The organism is Natronospira proteinivora (genome assembly GCF_024170465.1).
Classification (GTDB): domain Bacteria; phylum Pseudomonadota; class Gammaproteobacteria; order Natronospirales; family Natronospiraceae; genus Natronospira; species Natronospira proteinivora.
On the sequence record NZ_JALJYF010000002.1, the window covers coordinates 811,731 to 831,761 of the forward strand.

A 20,031-nucleotide genomic window follows, 5' to 3' on the forward strand; every position below is an offset into this window, starting at 1 on the left:
TATGGCGGCTTTGCCAGCTGAATTCATGTCCGCAGGCGCCTTGTGTAAACTGACCGGCATCATTTCAAAGATCAAAAGGTTCTCCCATGTTTTCAATCATCACACGGCGTGGCTTGATGGCAATAGCGCTGGGGGCAGCGATGGGCCTGCTTGGCGCCTGTGAGACGGGGCCGAGTCAGGCTGACAAGCTACTGATCAACGGCAATGTCTACACCCTCTGGAACGAGCAACCTCGGGCGGAGGCGGTTGCGGTACGGGGCAACCGCATCCTCGCCGTGGGCAGCCAGGACAGCCTGGCAGACCACGTCGGCGAGGACACCGAGGTGATTGACCTTGGGGGCGCGACGGTGCTGCCCGGCCTGGCCGATTCCCATGTCCATCTGGCCGGTATCGGCGAGCGGGAAATGGGGCTGGATCTGGCCGGCATCGATAGCCTTGAAGCTTTCCTGGAAGCCGTTGAGGCCGAGGTGGAGCAGGCCGAAGGAGGGGACTGGATCGTGGGCCGTGGCTGGCTGGAAACCCACTGGGAGCCGCCGGTATTTCCCACCCGCGAGGACCTGGATGCCATCGCGCCGGACAACCCGGTCTGGCTGACCCGCGCTGACGGCCACGGCAGCGTGGCCAATTCCAAAGCCCTGGAGATCGCCGGCATTGATGGGGACACGCCCAGCCCGGATGGCGGCGAAATCCTGCATGACGACGACGGCGAGCCGGAAGGCATGCTGCTGGGCCGGGCCCAGTGGCTGGTGGGCCAGCATGTGCCGGAGCCGGACGCGGGCCTGGACGAGCGCCTGGTGCTGGGAGCACAACGCAGCCTGGAGATGGGCTGGACCCAGGTCCATATCGCCAGCGGCGATTACGAAGAAGTGGAAACCCTGCGGGATCTCTTTGCCAATGGCGAGATTCGCCTGCGGGTTCACCAGGCCCTGCGGGGCCCCAGCGAAGACGCGGAACGACTGGTAAGCGAAGGTGGTTTCAGCGGCCTGTATGAAGGCCGCTACACCATGCGTGGCCTGAAGCTGGCCGCCGACGGGGCCCTGGGTTCCGGTGGTGCCGCCCTGCTGGAGGATTATGAAGACCGGGAAGGCCGGGGTTATCTCCAGTTTGAGCGGGAGGAAGTCGAGCATCTGCTGGAGCAGGCCCTGCGTAACGGGGTACAGGTCTGGACCCACGCCATTGGCGACCGGGGCAATCGCTTCGCCCTGGATCTTTATGAGGACGCCTTCGAGGCGGTACCCGCCGGCGAACGGGCCATGGCCGATCCCCGCTGGCGTATCGAGCATGCCCAGCTGCTGCATCCGGATGACCTGCCCCGCTTCGCCGAGCTGGACGTCATCCCCTCCATGCAGCCCTCCCATGCCATCGGTGATCTGCATTACGCCCATCGGCGGGTGGGCAAGGAACGCTTGCGCACCGCCTACGCCTGGCAGAGCCTGATTGACACCGGTGTCCCCATCGCCGGCGGCTCGGATGCGCCGGTGGAGATGGGTGACCCCCGTATTGAGTTCTATGCCGCCGTCACCCGCTCGGATCTGGACGGCTTTCAGGATGAACACTGGTATCCGGAAGAGGCGGTGAGCCGGGAAGAGGCCCTTAAGATGTTCACCCTCTGGCCGGCCAAGGCCGTGTTTGAAGAAGATGTGCGCGGCAGCATTGAACCCGGCAAGTACGCCGATTTCAGCATCTTCGGCAAAGACCTTATGCAGGTCGAAGCCCAAGCGATTCTGGATGCCCCGGTGGTGATGACCATGGTGGGTGGCGAAATCCTCTTCGATGCCCGCGATTGATCACTGACAGGGACGGGGCGATGTAAAGCCCCGTCCCGCAACCAAGCCTGCTACATTGAGTAGATAAGGGAAACCAAGGCATTTCCCTCAGGCTCAGGAGTGTGATTTTCATGATGCGGCGATTCGTACTGGACACCAGTCTATTTACCAACCCGGACACCATGGAGCAGTTCTCTGCAGACCCCATGGAATGTGTTCGCGTGTTTCTCACCTTGGCCCGGCGAACCCCCACCGAGTTCTACATGCCCTTGTCGGTCTACGAGGAATTCATGCGGGTGCGGGAGCTGCCCGAAGACCTGGCCGCAGATTTCGAAACCGAAGTCTGGGTCCGCTCACCGCGTCGCTTCCAACTGACCATTCCCGCCGATGTGCTCTATGAGTTCATCAACGAGGTGCGGGAACGGATTGATCGTGGCCTGCGGATTGCCGAGGAACACACCAAGCGGGCCGGTGAGCTAGCCAAGATGCGCCCGGAGATCATCACCGAGCTGCGGGAGAGCTTTCGCAGTGCCATGCGCAAGGGCCTGCTGGATTCCCGTGAAGACGTGGATGTGGTGCTGTTGGCCATGGAGCTGGATGCGGAACTGGCCACCGCCGATCAGGGCATGCGCAAGTTCGCCAACCGGGTGGGGGTAAAGCTGGTCACCCCCGAATACCTGCGCCGGATCATGGAGAACCTGGGCCAGGGCTGACCCCGTTAATCGAACTGGCGGCCACCCTGAAGGGCCTGGTTGATCTTGCCGGTCATGCGCTGGTGGATGCGCTCGAATTCCAAAACCCAGTAATCGCCTTCCTGGCGTGGCATGCCCCGGTGAACCTTGACCCGTTGGCCACCGGTTAATTCAATGTGCTCCATGAAGCGATCGGCATTGTCCCGGTGATTGAAGCGGCAGCGGTAATGGTTGCTAACCCGCCCATTCTTCTGGCTTTCCTGAACCGCCCTGAACAGTCCCTGCATCATGGCATGACCCAGCTCATTCAAACGATCATGGTCATGCTGCTGGCCGTGCTCGGCCATGAATAGCCCCATGCGCAAAAAACGGTTGGTGAAGTACTCCGGTGGCAGATCCAGCAGGGCCTCGCCGGTCACACTGATGTCATAGATGTTGGATCGCCCGGTCACGTATTTGGCCCGTTGCTTTTGGTTCTCAGGTTTTAAGACCAGCCCTTCCTTGCCTTCCTCGTCCAATTGAAGAATCAACTCAGCCAGTTCATTCAACTCCTCCGGTTGATAACGGCCAAATATCTCGGCGGGCTGCAAGCCATAGTCTTCGACCAAGGCCATGCGCTCGGCCTGGGGCAGAAAGCCTTCTTCATTGCAGACCATCATGTCGAAGACAAACAAATCCACGTCTTCCTGGACCTGTGGCGAATGGCCTTCCAGATAGGGATTGCCGGGGCCGACAATTTCGGCACAGAGAATCAAATGGGGATAATCATCGAATATGGCCGGCTTGAGCAGATCATTCAGTCGATCGGTGGCAAAGGGGCAAATGAAGCCACCCCGGGACAAGGCATAGCACTGGCCCTCATGCTGAAAGATGCGGACATTGAAACCATCCATCTTCTCTTCCGCCCAGAAGGGACCTTCGAACTGTTTGCCGATGCCGGGGTCCAGGGCCTGGATTCGGGCAATGGAGGGGTAACCGGGAATCACCGTGCCATCGTCCAGGATCACACTGCCCTTGGGGACCTGACCCACGTCATCCCGCAGATGCGTATAGCTTAGATGGTCGAAAGTCAGTCTCTGCGCCTTGCCGCGTTCCAGGGCGGTTTCCAGGCTCTTGGCTTCCAACAGGCTCATGAATCCGCACTCCTTCAGGCAAGGCAAATTACTATCGAACCGGGAAGGTTCGACGCGAACTTGGCGCTAATGTCCGCGGCGGAACCGCATCGGCTCAATTTCTGTCGGTATAGGCGTGGGAACCGCTATAACGGTTCACCCCGCTGCGCGATAGTGCACCTGCTGACCGGGCAGTTCCACGGCCCCCAGGCCCAGGTAGTCGATGATGCCGGTGGCGGCCTGGCGGCCCTCGTAGACGGCGGTGACCACCAAGTCGGCACCGCGCACCATGTCGCCGCCGGCGAAGACCTTGGGGTTGGAGGTCTGCATCAGATAGGGCCCATGCTCGGCGGCCAGAACCCGGCCGTCTTCATGCAGGGTGATGCGATGATCCCGGAACCAGTCAGCCGGGTCCGGGCGGAAGCCGAAAGCCACCACCACGGCATCGGCCTCGATTACCTCTTCGCTGCCTTCCACCGCCTCGATGCGGTTACGGCCTTGTTCATCCGCGGTGAGTCGTGTGCGCATGAAACGTACACCGGTGGCCTGACCGTCTGCTTCCTCGATGGTCACGGGCTGGCGATTGAAGAGGAACTGAACCCCTTCTTCCCGGGCGTTTTTGTATTCCTTGCGTGAGCCGCGCAGCTGGCCTTCGCCCCGGCGGTGGACGCAGGTCACCGAGGCGGCGCCATGGCGGATGGCGGTGCGGTTGCAGTCCATGGCGGTATCGCCGGCCCCCAGGACCACCACCCGCTTGCCCTTCAAGTCGATAAAGCCGTCGCCCTGTTGGGCCCAGCCCTCCACATTGCGGACGTTGCCGATCAGATAATCCAGGGCCGGATGCACATTGGGCAACGCCTCGCCGGGGAAACCGCCGGTGACCGCGTCATAGGTGCCCATGCCCATGAAGACCGCATCATGGTCTTCGATGAGTTTTTCCAGGGCCACATCCCGGCCGATCTCGGTTTCCAGGATGAACTGCACCCCCATGCCTTCCATTACCTCACGCCGGGTGCGAACCACGTCTTTTTCCAGCTTGAAGGGGGGAATGCCGAAGGTCAGCAGGCCGCCGATCTCGCTATAGCGGTCATAGACCACCGGCTGCACACCATGGCGAATCAATACATCGGCACAGGCCAGGCCCGCCGGCCCGGCCCCGATAATGGCCACCCGCTTGCCGGTGGGCTGGGCCTCCACACTGGGCCGCCAGCCCTGCTTGAAGGCCTCATCGGTGATGTATTTCTCGATCGAGCCGATGGTCACTGCCCCATAGCCGTCATTGAGGGTGCAGGCCCCTTCACAGAGACGGTCCTGGGGGCAGATGCGTCCGCACATTTCGGGCAGGGAGTTGGTCTTGTGGGACAACTCCGCGGCCTCGAACAGACGGCCGTCTTCAATCAGGCGCAGCCAATGGGGAATATAGTTATGCACCGGGCATTCCCATTCGCAGTAGGGATTGCCGCAATCGATGCAACGGGCCGCCTGTTCACCGGCCTGGTCCTTGTCGTAATGACCGGTGATTTCCTTGAATTCCTGAATGCGCAACTCGGCCGGGGTAATACGCGGCATGCGACGGGGCACATTCAGAAAGTGAAGCGGATCTTTTCTGGCCATTTTTTAAGCTCCAAGCTGCAAGCCACAAGCTACAAGCTGTCTTTCCCGGATGAACATCATTGTGCCCTTAGCGAAGCGCAGGAAAAACTGATGCTTCGGAAAAAAGACATTCCCCGATGCAAGCACGAGTTGCTTGCAGCTTGAGGCTTGTAGCTCGCATTAAGCAGCACTGCTTAATGTGTCGATCAGCGATTCAATGTCCTCGGCCTTCGGTTTGACCAGCCAGAACTTGCCGATCCAGGCGCGGAAGTCATCCAGGATTTCCTGGCCCCATTCACTGCCGGTCAGTTCCACATGCTGCTGGATCAATTCCCGCAGGTAATGGACATGCTGTTCCAGGTATTCCAGTGAAATCCGGTGGATGTCGATGAGTTCGTGGTTGTAGTGGTCCACGAAATAGCGGTGTTCATCCAACACATAAGCGAAGCCGCCGGTCATCCCGGCCCCGAAGTTCAGGCCGGTCTCGCCCAGGACCACCACCACACCACCGGTCATGTATTCACAACCGTGATCGCCACAGCCTTCAATCACAGCGGTGGCCCCGGAGTTGCGCACCGCAAAGCGCTCACCGGCCTGGCCGGCGGCGAACAGTTCACCGCCGGTGGCCCCGTACAGGCAGGTATTGCCGATGATGGCCGAATCCCGGGCTCGGAAGCGACTCTCGGCCGGCGGGCGAACCACCAGGCGGCCGCCGTTCATGCCCTTGCCGACGTAATCATTGGCCTCGCCCACCAGGTCCATATGCAGGCCGCCCACGTTCCAGACGCCGAAGCTCTGGCCAGCGGAGCCTTCCAGGCGGATGTTGAGGGGGTGATCGGCCATGCCCTGATTGCCATGGCGACGGGCGATCTCGCCGGACAGGCGGGCGCCGATGGAACGGTTGAAGTTCTCGATGGGGTAATGGAATTCACCGCCGGCGTTGGCATCGATGGAGGGCAGGGTCTCGGCCAGCATCTGTTCGGCCAACTCGCCCTTGTCCCAGGGTTCGTTGCGGGGCTGCTGGGCAGCCCGGGGCCGGGTGGTCGCCAAGCCGCCGTCCGACAGCAGGGCGGAGATATCCAGGCCCTGCTGACGCTCGGTCTGGGCTTCCACCGCCTCCAGGTACTCCGGATGGCCGATCAGCTCGTCCAGGCTGCGCACGCCCATGGCCGCCATCCAGTGGCGGACCTCTTCGGCAATAAAGGTGAAGTAATTCACCACCCGCTCCGGGGTGCCCCGGAAGGCATCCCGCAGGCGTTCATCCTGGGTGGCCACCCCGGTGGTGCAATTATTCAGATGACAGACCCGCAGATAGGTACAGCCCATGGCGACCATGGGCGCGGTGCCGAAACCATAGCTCTCGGCCCCCAGGCAGGCGGCCTTGATCACGTCCAGGCCGGTCTTGAAGCCGCCATCAGCCTGCAAGCGGACCCGGCCGCGCAGGTCATTGCCGCGCAGGGTCTGCTGGACTTCGGCCATGCCCATTTCCCAGGGCCCGCCGCAGTACTTCACCGAGGTCAGGGGGCTGGCGCCGGTGCCGCCGTCATAGCCGGCAATGGTGATGAAATCGGCATAGGCCTTGGCCACACCGGCGGCAATGGTCCCCACCCCGGGGGCGGCCACCAGCTTCACCGAGACCTGGGCCTCGGGATTGACCTGCTTGAGGTCGAAGATCAGCTGGGCCAGATCCTCGATGGAGTAAATATCGTGGTGAGGCGGCGGTGAAATCAGAGCCACCCCGGGCCGGGCGTAGCGCAGCCGGGCAATCAGCTGGTTCACCTTGTGGCCGGGCAGCTGGCCGCCTTCGCCGGGCTTGGCCCCCTGGGCCATCTTGATCTGGAGCACCTCGGCATTGACCAGGTATTCCGCCGTGACCCCGAAGCGGCCGGAGGCGATCTGCTTGATCTTGGAGATGCGCTCATCCTTGAAGCGGGCCACATCCTCGCCCCCCTCGCCGGAATTGGAGCGGGCGCCAATGCGGTTCATGGCAATGGCCAGGGCCTCGTGGGCCTCCGGGGACAAGGCCCCCAGGGACATGGCCGCGGTATCGAAACGCGGCAGGATGTTCTCAATGGGTTCGACTTCCGACAGGGGAATGGGCTCAGGCGCGGTCTTGGGCCGCATGAGATCCCGCAACACCATGGCCGGGCGCTCGTTGACCAGTTGCTGGAAGGTCGTCCAGTCCTCCCATTGGCCGCTGATCACGGCCCGTTGCAGGGCATGGACCACATTGGGGTTCCAGGCGTGGTATTCGCCGTCGTGGATCCACTTGAGCAGCCCACCCTGGTCCCGCAGGGCCCGGCTGTCCCAGGCCCGTTTGGCCAGGGCGCGCTGATCCGCGTCCAGGTCCTTGAAACCGGCCCCGCCGATGCGGCTGGTGGTGCCGGCAAAGCAGGTCTCGACCACGTCATCATCGAGGCCGACGATCTCGAACAGGGCCGCCCCGCGATAACTGGCGATGGTGGAAATCCCCATCTTGGAGAGGATCTTGAACAGACCCTTGCGGATGCCGCGGCGAAAGGCCCGACCCGGCTCCCGCCGTTGGCTGGGGTCGATCTCTCCCTGGCGGACCATATCGGCGATCACTTCATAGGCCAGCCAGGGGTGAATGGCGGTGGCCCCGTAGCCGATCAGGCAGGCGAAATGATGGGGGTCTCGGGCGGTGGCCGTCTCCACCACCAGATTGACCGAGGCCCGCAGACCGGTTTCCACCAATCGACGATTGACCGCGCCGGTGGCCAACAGGGCATGAACGGGCAGGGATTCGGGCCCGAACTGCCGGTCGGAGAGGGTAATGACCCGAACCCCTTCCCGGGCGGCGGCTTCGGCTTCATCCGCCAGCTGCGCCACGGCCGCTTTCTGGCCCAAGCCGGGTTCCCGGTTCAGGGACAGGGTTATCTGGGGCCAGCGCTCGGCATCCAGGTTCTGGATCAGTTCGAACTTGCGGGTGGAGAGAATAGGCGAGCCCATCAACACCCGTTCGCCCAGCTTGGGGCCGGGCTCGAAGGGATTGAGCTCCGGGCCCAGGCGGGTTTCCAACGACATCACCAAGCGTTCCCGCAGGGGATCGATGGGCGGATTGGTCACCTGGGCGAACTGTTGCCGGAAGCCGTCATACAGGGACCGGGTCCGCCGGGAGAGCATGGGCAGGGGGGTATCATCCCCCATGGAGCCCACCGCCTCGGCCTCGTGCAAAGCCAATGGGCGCAGGATATGGTCCCGCTCCTCAAAGCTCAGGCCAAACAGCTTCTCGGCCCGGTTCAGGGACTCCCCTTCCAGGGGCTCGGCACTGAGCTTTTCGTCCACCAGGACCGAACCGATCCAGGTGGTGCCGTCCCGCAACCATTGACGGGCCGGATAGCGGGCGGCGATTTCCTCGTCCAGTTCCCGGGGGTAGATCAAGCGCCCCTCCCGGGTGTCCACGGCAATCATCTGGCCGGGGCCCAGGCGCCCCTTTTCCACGATCTCACCGGGGGCGGCATCCAGCACACCGGCCTCGGAGGCCAGCATGATGATGTCCTTGTCGGTGCGGCAGTAGCGGGCCGGACGCAGGCCGTTGCGATCCAGGGCGCAGGCGGCATAGCGGCCGTCACTGAGCACCACGCCCGCGGGACCGTCCCAGGCTTCCAGATGCATGCCCACCATCTCGAAAAAGGCGCGCACATCAGCGGAGCGGGTCTCATCGTTCTGCCAGGCCGGGGGAATCAGGATCCGCATGGCCAGGGGCAGGTCCATGCCGCCGGCGATCAACACTTCCAACAGATTATCCAAACTCTCCGAATCCGAGCCATCCATTTTCACGAAGGGGGCCATATCCGCCCAGCCTTCGATGGCCTCTCCATTCTCCCCCTGGGGGATCCAGCTTGTTTCCCGGGCCTTGGCCCAGGCGCGGTTGCCGGAAATGGTGTTGATCTCCCCATTGTGGGCGAGATAACGAAAGGGCTGGGCCAGGCGCCACTGGGGCAGGGTGTTGGTGGAGAAGCGCTGGTGAAAGACCACCGAGGCGGTGGCCAGCTCGGGATGGGCCAGATCCGGATACAGCACCGGCAGATACTCGGGCATCACCAGGCCCTTGTAGCTCAGGGTGTCCGGGGACAGGCTGGGGATGTAGAAATAATCGTCTTCTGCCATCGCCCGCTCGGCGCGGCGGCGGGCAAAGATCAGGCTGAGACGATAGCGGCGATCGCTCATCCCGGCGGGACGATCCACAAAAACCTGCTCGATGCGCGGCTGGCTCTTGGCCGCCTCACGACCCAGGGCCTCGGGGTCGGTGGGCACTTCACGCCAGCCCGCAACATGCAGGCCATGGGCCTGCAAGGCCTGATCCAGGGCAGCACGACCGCTGCCAGGGGCCTGGGGATTGAGAAAGACGCTGCCCACGGCGAAACCGTCCGCCAGCTGCAAACCGGCCTCCCGGGCAACGACAGACAAAAAGGCCTCGGGACGGCGCAGCAGCAGCCCGCAGCCGTCACCGGTTTTGCGGTCAGCCGCCACCGCACCCCGGTGGGTCAGCCGTTCCAGTGCGCGCACGGCGGTACGAACCAGGTTCGCGGAGGCACGCCCCTGCATATCGGCCACCAGGCCGAAACCACAGCTGTCGCGCTCGAACTTGGCCCGGTAGAGGGTATTGCGCATATCCGCCGGCTGTTGGGTCACACCCATTCTCCCCTTGCAAGTGACGACGATCGGCTGGCTGCCGAATAGCCAAACGCCTGTTTGATTCAGCACCTTAGTGTCGGTTCAATCCCGAATGGAAACAAGCCCACAATCAGGGATCGGCTTGGCTGATTGTCGCATGATGCCGGACAAGATCGCCGCCATGTGACCATACGTTCTATGGGGTATCGCAAAGCACGTGGCTTTCCAATAAAGGGATAACAAGCAGGATTTGTTTCAAAACTTGAAATAGACGAACAAGCGACCGTGATTCTTGCTGTCCTTGTCGATGCGATGATAACGCTGTTTGATATCAGGCCGTTCCAGGAACTTGAGGACCCGCTTCTTGAGCTGCCCTGAGCCTTTGCCTGGGATGATCTCCACCACCTTGATTTTCTTCTGCTCGGCTTCCTCGATCACACGGTTCAAGGCCTCGTCGATTTTTTCACCTTTGTTGAAAATGTCGTGCAGGTCCAGTTTCAACTTGGCCATGATCACTGACCTCCTTGCTTTAACCAGCTGGCCGACAGGATTGCTTGGCCCTCTGCCAGTGCAGTATCCAGGTCCTTACGAACCCGGCGCAAGAACTCAATGGGATCCGTTTCATCGCCTGGGCGCACTACGGCCCATCCATTCCGTCCATGGTTCTTGACCTGGTACAGGGCATGATCCGCCAGATCCACAATAGCCTCCCAACTCAAGGATCTCCCCTGTGTTTCCGGCATCAGGGGGTATTCGGAAAAACCGATGGAAACGGTAATATTGACCTGATGATCTTCATCAATGAAAAAGGCTTCATCACCCATTTTTTTCTGCAGTCGGTGAATGATCGTTTGGGTATTACTCCGTGCCATTTCACGGAAGATTATTAGAAATTCCTCTCCACCCCACCGCACCACGTAGTCACCGCTACGAACCAGCGCTTCCAGTCGTTTGCCCAATTGCTTGAGAACCAGGTCGCCGGCACGATGCCCCTGTTGGTCATTGACCTGCTTGAAGTGATCCACATCCATGAGCGCAAAAACCATCACTAAATCATCTCCCGGTAGCCGACCTCGGAGACGCTCGAAGTGAGCAAGATCACGGGCCATCTGGCCATAAAGATAACGGCGGTTACGCAGCCCTGTCAGCGGATCAGTCTGACTGGCATCGCGCAGGGCCCTGTTGGCTTCCACCAGACGATTATTGGCGATACGCAATTCTTCGGTCCGCTCATTAACCTCCCCCTGCAACTGAGCCTGCCGATGGCGGAGCTGGCGCACCCGCCAGCGATAGCCAAGCAGGAACAACAAGAGAAGCAGACCCAGGCCACTTAAGGGAAACCACAGCGTTTCATGAAAGCGGGGTGGAATCCTGAATTCCAGTGATGCCGGCTCATCAACCCAGACCCCGGCGTTATTGGCCCCTCTGACCTGAAAGCGGTAGTCACCGGGGGGCAGATTGGTATAGTCGGCGCGACGCTGGGATACATTATCCAGTGATCGCCATTGCTCATCGTATCCATCAACCCGAAACTCCAGACGGATGCTTCGGGGGTCCTGAAAACTCAAGGCCGTAAAGGCAAAGGCCACATCCCGAACCCCCACAGGCAATTCATGCCGTTGGCCGGGCTGGTGATCATGCCAGCGATCCTGATAATAAATTTGTTCCACCAGCATTCCCGGAGGGACGGTATTGCGAAAAATCGCATCCGGGCGAATGCGTACCACACCACCCCGGGTAGGTAACCAGAGTCCATCATCCCGCATCAGCCCCTTGGCGTGTCCAGCCCCGTTACAGCAATAGGCCTGTTGACTGCCGATATGACGCCCGCTTTCACTGAGAATCATTTCTGCATTGACTGCCTGGGCCCGGCCATTGGCCACCGCACGAACCTCTTCCACCGCAACCCGATAGAGCCCGTGAAAACCGGCTACCCAGATATGGCCGTCTCCATCATCGCTAACAAAGTAGGCCGCGTTGGTCGGCAGTCCTTCCTCAACACTGATGCGCTGCCATTGATCATTACTCCTGGCAAACAAACCGGAATCAATGGAGGTCAATACTATTAAATCCTCATCCACACGGTGAATGGCCGAGTAATCGGCCCCGGGCAACAAGCCGTGTCTTTCACCCAAGGCGGTCAGCTTGTCTGGTGGGCCACGATAAAGGCCACTGTTGGTGGCTACCAGCAGAGAACCACCCGCCTCGACGCGCACCTGGCGAACCATTCGACTGCCAATACGATCGGATACTCGCTCCAATGCGTCGTCTCCACGCCACAGAAAAAGTCCTGCCGTGGTGGCAAAGAAATATCGCCCATGGGGCCCCGCCGGAACGATGCCGTTGATCTGATAGGGACTGAGCCGATCAAATACTGTCGGCGTATTCAGTTCACCGCTTTCTGGATCCATCAAGACCAGGCCACGACGGGTCCCAATCCACAAGCCCTCAGGCCCTTGATGCAGGGTATAGGCGTGGGGATGGGGCAAGGCATGACCGGGTATAACAAGCTCAAATAGCTCGTCGGACAAATGGCTCAGGCCGTCATTGCTGCCGACCCAGACCCCATCATCGTCAGCATTAGCCACGCTCCAGATCAGGGGCTCATGCAAACCCTGGGGTTCATTGAAACGCTCAGTCCATCCGGCCCAGTAACGGGCCAGGCCATCCCGGAAGCTGCCCAGCCACAAATTGCCTTCATGGTCCTGGTGGATGCTTTGGATCTGACGGTGGGCATTGGGGTGGTCGGCATCAATCACTTCCTTCAATACCCCGCCGTGTATCCGCAGCAAGGCATGGTTACTGCCCACCCATAGGGTGTCACTGTCATCGGAGTACAGGGCATCCACGGGCTGACCCTGCATTTCCGGCATCGGCACAAAGGGGATCAAGCGATTGTCGCTGTACCGGAAAAGACCATCATTGCTGCCCACCCAGAGCTCACCGTCGTGACGGGCAAAGCCACTGACCTGCACAGCCTCCAGACCTTTGGGTAATGCATGGGGAGATGAAAGGCCATCCTGTCCTAGGAAGCGGAATTGACCCAGGCCACCCAGCCAGACCCCGTCTGCTTCGCTGAACAGGCTGTAGACCGGTCCCATATCCGGAAAGGGCAGCGGTTTGAGTCGATGACCGTCGGCCTCGAATAAGCCTTCCTCGGCGGCCACAAGGATTCGACCATTGGGGGTCTCGTCGATGGCCCAGACCGTGATCTCCTGGGGGCGGCCGTCCACATCAGGCGGACCACCGATGGAATGGAATGCCCGTTGCTGGTAGAGCGCCACGCCTTTGTAGGTGGCAACCCAAAGGCGACCCTGACTGTCCAAGTGCAGATCGTAAATGAAGTTCCCGGGAAGGGCATCCACTTCTTCCGCCACCCAGGTGGTAAAGCGAACGCCATCGAAACGGGCCAGGCCTTGCTGGGTCCCCACCCAGATATAGCCCTCCGGACCCTGAGCGATGCTGGTCACGGTAATCTGCGGCAAGCCGGATTCCAGGGACCAGACATCACGGACAAAATCCTGGAAGCGCTTGCCCGCCCACTCCCGTTCTGCCTGTGCGGGAGCACAGACCAGTGACAAGAGCATGATAATAAACAGAAAACGAATCATGGGCGGTGGAGGCTCCCGGAAGCGGTTGGCGAAATCATGGCCATCAGGCTTCCGTGCCGGCATTTCCTGCTTGGGCAAGCCACTGAAATGTTCCCGAAGCAGGTTCAGGGGCAGTGCCCGAGCTCAGCATAGCCCGTTTAGCCCTCGGGATCAGAATCCGTCAAATCCACGCTGCCACTGGCTGGAAATATCAAACCAGAGTTCATACTCCTGATCGTTATCCGGGTCCCGCACTACCACGCGGTCGTGGGTGCCCAGTTCATCAGCCTCCAGGTCGCTGTCCAACAATTCCAGACCGAACAGACTGACAAAGCTTTGCAGCTCTCTGGTACTAATAACCGAGAAAGCCGAAGCCCGGGATTCCCCATCACCGCTTTCCCGAATGGCGGAGAACAAGGCCCTTAAGACATGATCATGGCGCTCGCGACGACGCTGGTCACCGCGCTGAGCATAGACGGCACGTGCCACGTAATGGGCGTCCAGCGACACATAGTTTTCTTCCAGAATACGGCCTGCCAGACGCAGGGCATCCCCATAACGGCCGGCGTCCAGCGCCTGAAACATGGTGTCGGAGAACTGCTGTTCAGCCCCGGCATAGGGCTGGTAAAAGGACGTCTTTACAAACAAGGTCCGCAGCTCAGCATAGTCCACTGCCTCATGGTCCTGCTGGGCCTGCTCGACCCGTTCAATATAGCCCTCGGCGGCAGCCGGATCCGGGACCCAGGCCGCCTGTTCCCTGTCCACGGCCGCCTCCTCCACCTCGGGCCCCGGTGTCGCGCAGGCGGTCAGAAGCAGGGCGGCCAAAAGCCACGGGATCAGGCCCCGGTGTCCGGGTTGGGCAGACTGGCTGTTCGGCATTGTCATGGACATTAACTTGAACCAAAAGGAATGGAAATCACAAGATGGGCGGACTGCAGGTCCACCGATCCGCGTACTGCCGAATAGTCACCGGACTCGCCGGTGCTCATGCCATCCAGTACATCGTGCCGGAATTCCAGGCCCATGACCATTTGCTCGCCAATGGTCCAATTCAGGCCCATGGAGGCCCGCAGCATATAGCCACTGTCATCGCCATCATCGGCATGGTGCCAGCCCTCCTCCGAGGGTCGACGTGGATCGCGCAGGCTGTTGCGAGCCACACCGGCCCCCAGACCCAGATGGGGCTTGAGGGGGCCCCAGCCGGAGAACTCGTGACGCAGGATCAGAATTGCGTAATCGCTGCGAAAATCTGCGGTGAAGCCCGCCGTGGCTTGATCCACCGCCACTGCTTCGCCGCGAAGGATGACCGGGCCGCTCCGGCCCAAGCGCAAGCCGGCCCACCAGGCACTGCCGTTGCCTGCCGTATCCATAATCCGGGTGTCAAAACCCAGGGCCCAGCTGCTGCCCGAGCCGCTGGCCAAAGGGCCACTGTCGCCACAAGCCAGGAAATAATCATTCGCCTCATCCGAGGTATCACAATCCACATCACTCAAGGTTCCGGGACGGGCCTCACTCACGCCGCCTTCCAGGACCCAGCGAGCCGCAGGCAGTTCCGCCGCCACCATGGGACAAGCCGCCATGAGCGATACGGCGAGCCCCACGGCCAGCTGATGGGACGATGGAAGCGTGACAATGCGGCTAGGCATGGGGGGTGCCTCGAGGCCGGGTGAGCAGGGTAACGAGCACAATGGCCACGGCGGCCAAGGCAAAGCCTGGCACCAGTTCGTACAGCTCAAACAGGCCACCCTCCAGGCGGTCCCAAATGATCACTGTGGCGCCACCCACCAGCATGCCGGCACCTGCGGCAAGACGGTTCATGGCGGGCCAAAGCAGCGAGATCAGGATCACCGGACCAAACACCGCCCCAAAGCCGGCCCAGGCATAGCCCACCAGATCCAGCACCAGGCTCTCCGGGTCCATGGCCACCACCACCGCCGCCAGGGCCACCAGGACCACGGCACCGCGGCCCACCCAGAGGAGTTCCGACTGCTCGGCATTGGGGCGCAAAAAGGCCTTGTAAAAATCCTCGGAGACCGCGCTGGAGGAGGCCAGCAACTGGGAGTCGGCGGTGCTCATCACCGCCGCCAGAATGGCGGCGAGGATGACCCCGGCAATCACCGGGTGGAACAGGGCTTGGCTGAGATGGATAAAGACCTGCTCGCGATCATCCCCGGACAGGGCCGGCTCCAGCGAGACAATGCCGATCATGGCCACCATCACCGCCGCCACCAGGCAAATGCTCACCCAGCCGATGGCCACCCGGCGGGAGAAGACCAGCTCTTCGGGATCGCGAATGGCCATGAAGCGGGCCAGGATATGGGGTTGGCCGAAATAGCCCAGCCCCCAGCCTAACAGGGAAAGAATGGCGATAATCCCCATGAACTGGCCTTCGGTATCGGTGAGCGGGTTCCACAAGGCGGGATTCACCTCGTTCACGCCACTGACCAGGCCACCGATGCCCCCAAGGGTAAACAGGCCCAGCAGGGCTACCGCCACCAGGGCCAGGAACATGAGCGCGGCCTGGAAGGCATCGGTCCAGCTCACGGCCAGAAAGCCACCGATCAGGGTATAGAAGAGAATCGCCGCCAGGCCGGTGAACACCGCCCAGCGATAATCCATGCCAAAGGCGCTCTCGAACAGGGTGCCACCGGCGGCCAACAGGGAGCTGACATAGAAGGTAAAGAAGAACAGGATGAACAGGGCGGCGACCACTCTCAGGATACGACTGCCATCCGCGAAGCGGGCTTCCAGGAAATCGGGAATGGTCAGGGCGTTGCCCAGGCGTTCGGTTTCCGTGCGCAGGCGCCGGGCCACCAAGCGCCAGTTCAGCCAAGCGCCCACCGCCAAGGCAATGGGCATCCATATTTGATCCAGGCCCGAGATATACACCGCCCCCGGCAAGCCCAGCAGCAACCAGCCACTCATGTCGGAAGCCTGGGCGGACAGGGCGGTGGTCCATTTGCCTAGTTTCCGCCCCCCCAGAATGTAGTCGGCCAGACTGGTGGTACGCAGAAAAGCCAATGCACCGATGGCGAAAACCACCAGCAAGTAGACGACAAAGGCGGCAACAATCAGGCCATTGGTCTCGCTCATGCATCACTCCCGGGGAAATTCAGGCCAACAAGTGTAATTCACAGCTGGGCGTCTGCCTATGGCGGACAAGGCGGCCCGACTGTACTACGCTAGAAGAGGTCGATTGCCTTCGACATTGCAGTATCAATTCAAGTCACAAAGGGAGAACGGGATGCAAGAATATCTGACATTCAAGAAGATGATCACGCCGGCCTTCATTCAAATCATCTTCTGGATTGGGGTTGCCGGTATTGTGATTGCCGGCCTGCTGGCCATGGACCAATCGGTATTTGGTGGCCTGCTGGGGATCGTGGTGGGTTTGCTGGTCTGGCGAATCTACTGTGAGCTGATGCTCATTCTGTTTAAGATTTACGAGCGGCTGGGCGAAATCTCCAATAACACCACCGCATAAGATCATCGGCAAGAAAGCGGGAGAGGGTCAGCCTCTCCCGCTTTCCTTATTCATGACTTACACCTGTTGTTCCTCAACCCAGCGCTGCACTTCCTGCTCCAGGATATCCAGGGGCACAGCACCATTGCGAAGAATCATATTGTGGAAGGACTGGATATCAAAGTCCTCTCCGAGCGCTTCTTCCGCTTCTTCCCGTAGCCGCTGAAACTCCAGCTGACCAATCTTGTAGGCCAGGGCCTGGCTGGGAATGGCCATATAGCGTTCCGCCTCCGATACGGCCCGTGCTTCACCCACGGCGGAATTTTCGTACATGTAATCCAGCACCTCATCCCGGGACCAGCCGTGATAATGCAGGCCGGTATCCACCACCAGTCGAATGGCGCGCCAGAGTTCGGCGTTCAGCATGCCGAAGTACTGATAGGGGTCTTCATACATCCCCATTTCCGGTCCGATGGCTTCGGCATACAGGGCCCAGCCTTCGATGAAGGCGGTGTTGCCGCCAAACTGGCGGAAACGGGGCAGGTGCTCCTGTTCCTGCTGCAGGGCAATCTGGAAGTGATGGCCCGGTACGGCTTCGTGGAGGAAAAGTGACTCCACCGCCCAAAGGGGCCGGGCGGAAAGATCATAGGTGTTCACATAGAAGACCCCCGGACGGGAACCATCCGGAGCCGGGCGCATATAGGAAGCCCCGGCGGCACTCTGCTCCCGATAGGGTTCCACGGCCCGGATCTCGTATTCCGCCTCCGGGGTCAGATCGAACAGGGCCTTGGCGGCTTCGTCCACCCGTTCGCGCAGATCCTCATAGGCCTGAATCAGTTCTTCCGGGTCATCCACATAAAACTGCTCGTCCTCGGCGGTGAACTCGAAAAACTCATCCAGGCTGCCTTCAAAACCCACCTGCTCCATCACATCGCGCATCTCGCCATGGATTCGCTCCACCTCGTCCAGACCGATCTGATGGATTTCGGCCGGACTCAGATCCGTGGTGGTGGTCTGGGCGACCATATAGGCATACCAGTCGTCCCCTTCAGGCAAGGCGTGCATGCCGTCGGCCTCCAGGGTCTCGGGTAGATATTCCTCGTCCACGAAATCCCGGAGCCGAGCATAGGCCGGCACCAGCACCTCGCGGATGGTCTCCCGATAGGCGTCGCGAATCCCTTCGGCCTCGTCTTCGTCCATATCGTCCGGCAGTTCACTCACCGGCCGCCAGAACAGACTCTCCTCGGGGTCGTCCACCACATGGGCATCCAGCTGATCCCGGGTACGCTCCATCAAAATGGACGGCTGGACCACATCCCGCTCCATACCTTCGCGCATGTTGTCGATGGCCTGGTCCACCCAAGTGGAGAAGTCCTCCATGCGACCCAGGAAGTTGTGGTAATCCTCGGCATCCTCAAAGGGCTGAGCCCCCTCACCGGAACCCAGCTGGGCCAGGGTGTTACCGAAGTTGCGGAACTGGTTGAGGGGCAAAAGATGACTGGGGAAGCGGTGGCCCTCTATGGCCTGTTCCCGTTCACGAAGGAAAATCTCCCGGCTGAGGCGATCCTGGTGGTCCAGGCGATCCGGGTCAATTGCCCTGACTTGCTCCAGGAACTGTTCTTCCAGAGCCAGGCTTTCTTCCCGGAATTCCGGGGAAATGGTAATCGCGAGACGGTCATTGAAACGATGATCACCCTGGAAAGTGGCCCGCAGTGGATTACGCTCCAGCTGGGTCTGGAAGTAGTCCTCAAAGGCTTCATGCAATGCGTCGCCTGCCTCCGCTTGATCGGCTTGCGGCTGAGGCTCACCGTTGGGCGTTTGCTCGTCAGCTTGGTCATCAGCCGGCTCACAGGCCACCAGCAACAAGCCGAGCAGGGCGATGGCAAGTAGTAAAGGGGATCGTTTTTTCATCATGCTCACCTATTTGGCTTGAGATCAGGGAAATAAGCCGCAGCGTCAGCGAATGCAAGACGAGGGCAAAGTCCATAAGATAGTGCGCTTTCGCGGCCATTGCCAAAGTGGCCATGCCTTTCACCATACCGATGTTCCTGCCATGCGCCTACGACTGCTGCTGCCCGGATTGATTCCGCTGTTGCTCATTGCCCTGGTCGCCTTCTTGCTGCCCTGGCTCCAGGGCCTGGGGCCCGATGCCCTGCAACGCCTTCCCCTCAGCCCCATTCTGCTGGGGATCCTCATGGGCATGGCCCTCGGTGGGGTGGCGCAGCGGCGACCCGATTGGGGCCCCGGGATCACCCTGGCGGCCGGGCCGTGGCTGAAGTTTGCCGTGGTCCTGATCGGGCTTCGCCTGAGCCTGGGGGAATTGGCGAGCACCGGCTGGATGGCCTTGCCCCTGGTGATCGGGGTCATCGTGACCGGTCTGCTGGCCGCGCTGCTGATCGGCCGGGCACTAGGCATCGGGGCGCGGCTGACGGCCTTGCTCGGGGTGGGCACCGCCATCTGTGGGGCCTCGGCCATTGGCGCCACGGCTCCCGCCATCGGCGCGCGCCGGGAAGAGACCGCCTACGCCGTGGCCTGTGTGGCGGTATTCGGTCTGGCGGCAACCCTTTTCTATCCGCCGCTTTTGCATTGGCTGTTGGGGGATGGTCATGCGGCGGGCCTGGTACTGGGCGGAGCCATCCACGACACCGCCCAGGTTATGGGCGCGGCCGCCCTTTATGAACAGATCTGGCCCGGTGGGGGTGCGCTGGAGGCGGCCACGGTCAGCAAGCTGATGCGCAATGCCGCCATGTTGGCGGTGATCCCTCTGGTGGTGATGATGGTCGGGGCCGGCGGCAGTGGCGCTCGCAGGATTCCCCGCTTTCCTCTGTTCATCCTCGGCTTTCTCGCCATGGCCGGGCTGCGAAGCCTGGGCGACACCAGCGTGCCGGCGACCTGGCAACCCGGATGGGAGACCCTGATTGAGGCGGGTACCCAATTGAGCCAGTTCCTCTTTGCCATGGCCATGGCCGCCCTGGGCATGGGTGTGCGGCCCAGCATCCTCCGGCAACTGGGCTGGCGCCCGGCCGTTCTGGCCCTGCTCACCGCCCTGCTGGTGGGGGCCAGTGCCCTGGCCCTGGTCACCCTGAGCCTTTGACCGCCGCATCGCTTAAATTCAAACGGTTGTTCGACCGGGGCGCCCAGCTATGGCATCATCAGCGGCAACTTCAGATCACCATC

The 20,031-nt window shown here is 61.2% G+C and carries 13 protein-coding genes; 4 read left to right on the plus strand and 9 right to left on the minus strand.

Going from position 1 to position 20,031, the window contains the following annotated elements; all coding sequences use genetic code 11:
* Positions 1-86: 86 nt before the first annotated feature.
* Together J2T60_RS10765 and J2T60_RS10770 are read left to right on the plus strand one after the other, a co-directional pair.
* Positions 87-1,787: an amidohydrolase gene (locus tag J2T60_RS10765; RefSeq protein ID WP_253449805.1), complete on the plus strand. Its 1,701-nt coding sequence runs from the start codon at positions 87-89 to the stop codon at positions 1,785-1,787.
* A 113-nt stretch (positions 1,788-1,900) separates the two neighbouring features.
* Complete coding sequence (locus J2T60_RS10770; protein WP_253450825.1) at positions 1,901-2,479, plus strand: RNA ligase partner protein; 579 nt, start codon at positions 1,901-1,903, stop codon at positions 2,477-2,479.
* Positions 2,480-2,484: 5 nt separating this feature from the next.
* Here J2T60_RS10770 and J2T60_RS10775 read toward each other — a convergent pair whose 3' ends face one another.
* The 8 genes from J2T60_RS10775 to putP form a co-directional block, all read right to left on the minus strand.
* Entirely contained in the window at positions 2,485-3,585 is a 1,101-nt protein-coding gene (locus tag J2T60_RS10775; RefSeq protein WP_253450828.1) for an RNA ligase, read from the minus strand.
* 141 nt (positions 3,586-3,726) lie between these two features.
* Positions 3,727-5,184 carry a glutamate synthase subunit beta gene (locus J2T60_RS10780; RefSeq protein WP_253449808.1) on the minus strand — a complete coding sequence of 486 codons (1,458 nt, stop codon included), beginning with the start codon at positions 5,182-5,184 and terminating at the stop codon, positions 3,727-3,729.
* Positions 5,185-5,343: 159 nt separating this feature from the next.
* Complete coding sequence (gltB, locus tag J2T60_RS10785; RefSeq protein ID WP_253450831.1) at positions 5,344-9,798, minus strand: glutamate synthase large subunit; 4,455 nt, start codon at positions 9,796-9,798, stop codon at positions 5,344-5,346.
* A gap of 258 nt (positions 9,799-10,056) precedes the next feature.
* Entirely contained in the window at positions 10,057-10,311 is a 255-nt protein-coding gene (locus J2T60_RS10790) for a Smr/MutS family protein (protein WP_253449811.1), read from the minus strand.
* 2 nt (positions 10,312-10,313) lie between these two features.
* Positions 10,314-13,412: a ligand-binding sensor domain-containing diguanylate cyclase gene (locus tag J2T60_RS10795; RefSeq protein ID WP_253449814.1), complete on the minus strand. Its 3,099-nt coding sequence runs from the start codon at positions 13,410-13,412 to the stop codon at positions 10,314-10,316.
* 150 nt (positions 13,413-13,562) lie between these two features.
* On the minus strand, positions 13,563-14,276 hold the full coding sequence (locus J2T60_RS10800) for a DUF4919 domain-containing protein (protein ID WP_253449817.1): 714 nt from the start codon (positions 14,274-14,276) through the stop codon (positions 13,563-13,565).
* A gap of 5 nt (positions 14,277-14,281) precedes the next feature.
* Complete coding sequence (locus J2T60_RS10805; protein WP_253449820.1) at positions 14,282-15,037, minus strand: hypothetical protein; 756 nt, start codon at positions 15,035-15,037, stop codon at positions 14,282-14,284.
* A complete protein-coding gene (putP, locus tag J2T60_RS10810; protein WP_253449823.1) occupies positions 15,030-16,484 on the minus strand; it encodes a sodium/proline symporter PutP in 1,455 nt (484 codons plus the stop codon). The genes J2T60_RS10805 and putP overlap by 8 nt, the downstream gene beginning before the upstream one ends.
* Before the next feature lie 151 nt (positions 16,485-16,635).
* On the opposite strand from putP, the gene J2T60_RS10815 reads away from it, so the two are divergent.
* Positions 16,636-16,875: a DUF4282 domain-containing protein gene (locus J2T60_RS10815; protein WP_253449838.1), complete on the plus strand. Its 240-nt coding sequence runs from the start codon at positions 16,636-16,638 to the stop codon at positions 16,873-16,875.
* Positions 16,876-16,932: 57 nt separating this feature from the next.
* Here J2T60_RS10815 and J2T60_RS10820 read toward each other — a convergent pair whose 3' ends face one another.
* Positions 16,933-18,765 (minus strand): DUF885 domain-containing protein, encoded by a 1,833-nt coding sequence (locus J2T60_RS10820; RefSeq protein ID WP_253449841.1) that lies wholly within the window; start codon positions 18,763-18,765, stop codon positions 16,933-16,935.
* A gap of 142 nt (positions 18,766-18,907) precedes the next feature.
* Here J2T60_RS10820 and J2T60_RS10825 point away from each other — a divergent pair, with 142 nt between their 5' ends.
* Positions 18,908-19,948, plus strand: coding sequence for a YeiH family protein (locus tag J2T60_RS10825; RefSeq protein WP_253449844.1), 1,041 nt, complete (start codon positions 18,908-18,910; stop codon positions 19,946-19,948).
* Positions 19,949-20,031 lie beyond the last annotated feature (83 nt).

Excerpts from the sequence above, each read along its gene's own strand:
- J2T60_RS10820 (WP_253449841.1), bottom strand. The coding sequence starts at position 18,765 with ATGAAAAAACGATCCCCTTTACTACTTGCCATCGCCCTGCTCGGCTTG.
- J2T60_RS10815 (WP_253449838.1), top strand. The coding sequence starts at position 16,636 with ATGCAAGAATATCTGACATTCAAGAAGATGATCACGCCGGCCTTCATT.
- gltB (WP_253450831.1), bottom strand. The coding sequence starts at position 9,798 with ATGCGCAATACCCTCTACCGGGCCAAGTTCGAGCGCGACAGCTGTGGT.
- J2T60_RS10780 (WP_253449808.1), bottom strand. The coding sequence starts at position 5,184 with ATGGCCAGAAAAGATCCGCTTCACTTTCTGAATGTGCCCCGTCGCATG.
- J2T60_RS10800 (WP_253449817.1), bottom strand. The coding sequence starts at position 14,276 with ATGACAATGCCGAACAGCCAGTCTGCCCAACCCGGACACCGGGGCCTG.
- J2T60_RS10795 (WP_253449814.1), bottom strand. The coding sequence starts at position 13,412 with ATGATTCGTTTTCTGTTTATTATCATGCTCTTGTCACTGGTCTGTGCT.
- J2T60_RS10825 (WP_253449844.1), top strand. The coding sequence starts at position 18,908 with ATGCGCCTACGACTGCTGCTGCCCGGATTGATTCCGCTGTTGCTCATT.
- J2T60_RS10765 (WP_253449805.1), top strand. The coding sequence starts at position 87 with ATGTTTTCAATCATCACACGGCGTGGCTTGATGGCAATAGCGCTGGGG.
- J2T60_RS10805 (WP_253449820.1), bottom strand. The coding sequence starts at position 15,037 with ATGCCTAGCCGCATTGTCACGCTTCCATCGTCCCATCAGCTGGCCGTG.
- J2T60_RS10770 (WP_253450825.1), top strand. The coding sequence starts at position 1,901 with ATGCGGCGATTCGTACTGGACACCAGTCTATTTACCAACCCGGACACC.
- J2T60_RS10790 (WP_253449811.1), bottom strand. The coding sequence starts at position 10,311 with ATGGCCAAGTTGAAACTGGACCTGCACGACATTTTCAACAAAGGTGAA.
- putP (WP_253449823.1), bottom strand. The coding sequence starts at position 16,484 with ATGAGCGAGACCAATGGCCTGATTGTTGCCGCCTTTGTCGTCTACTTG.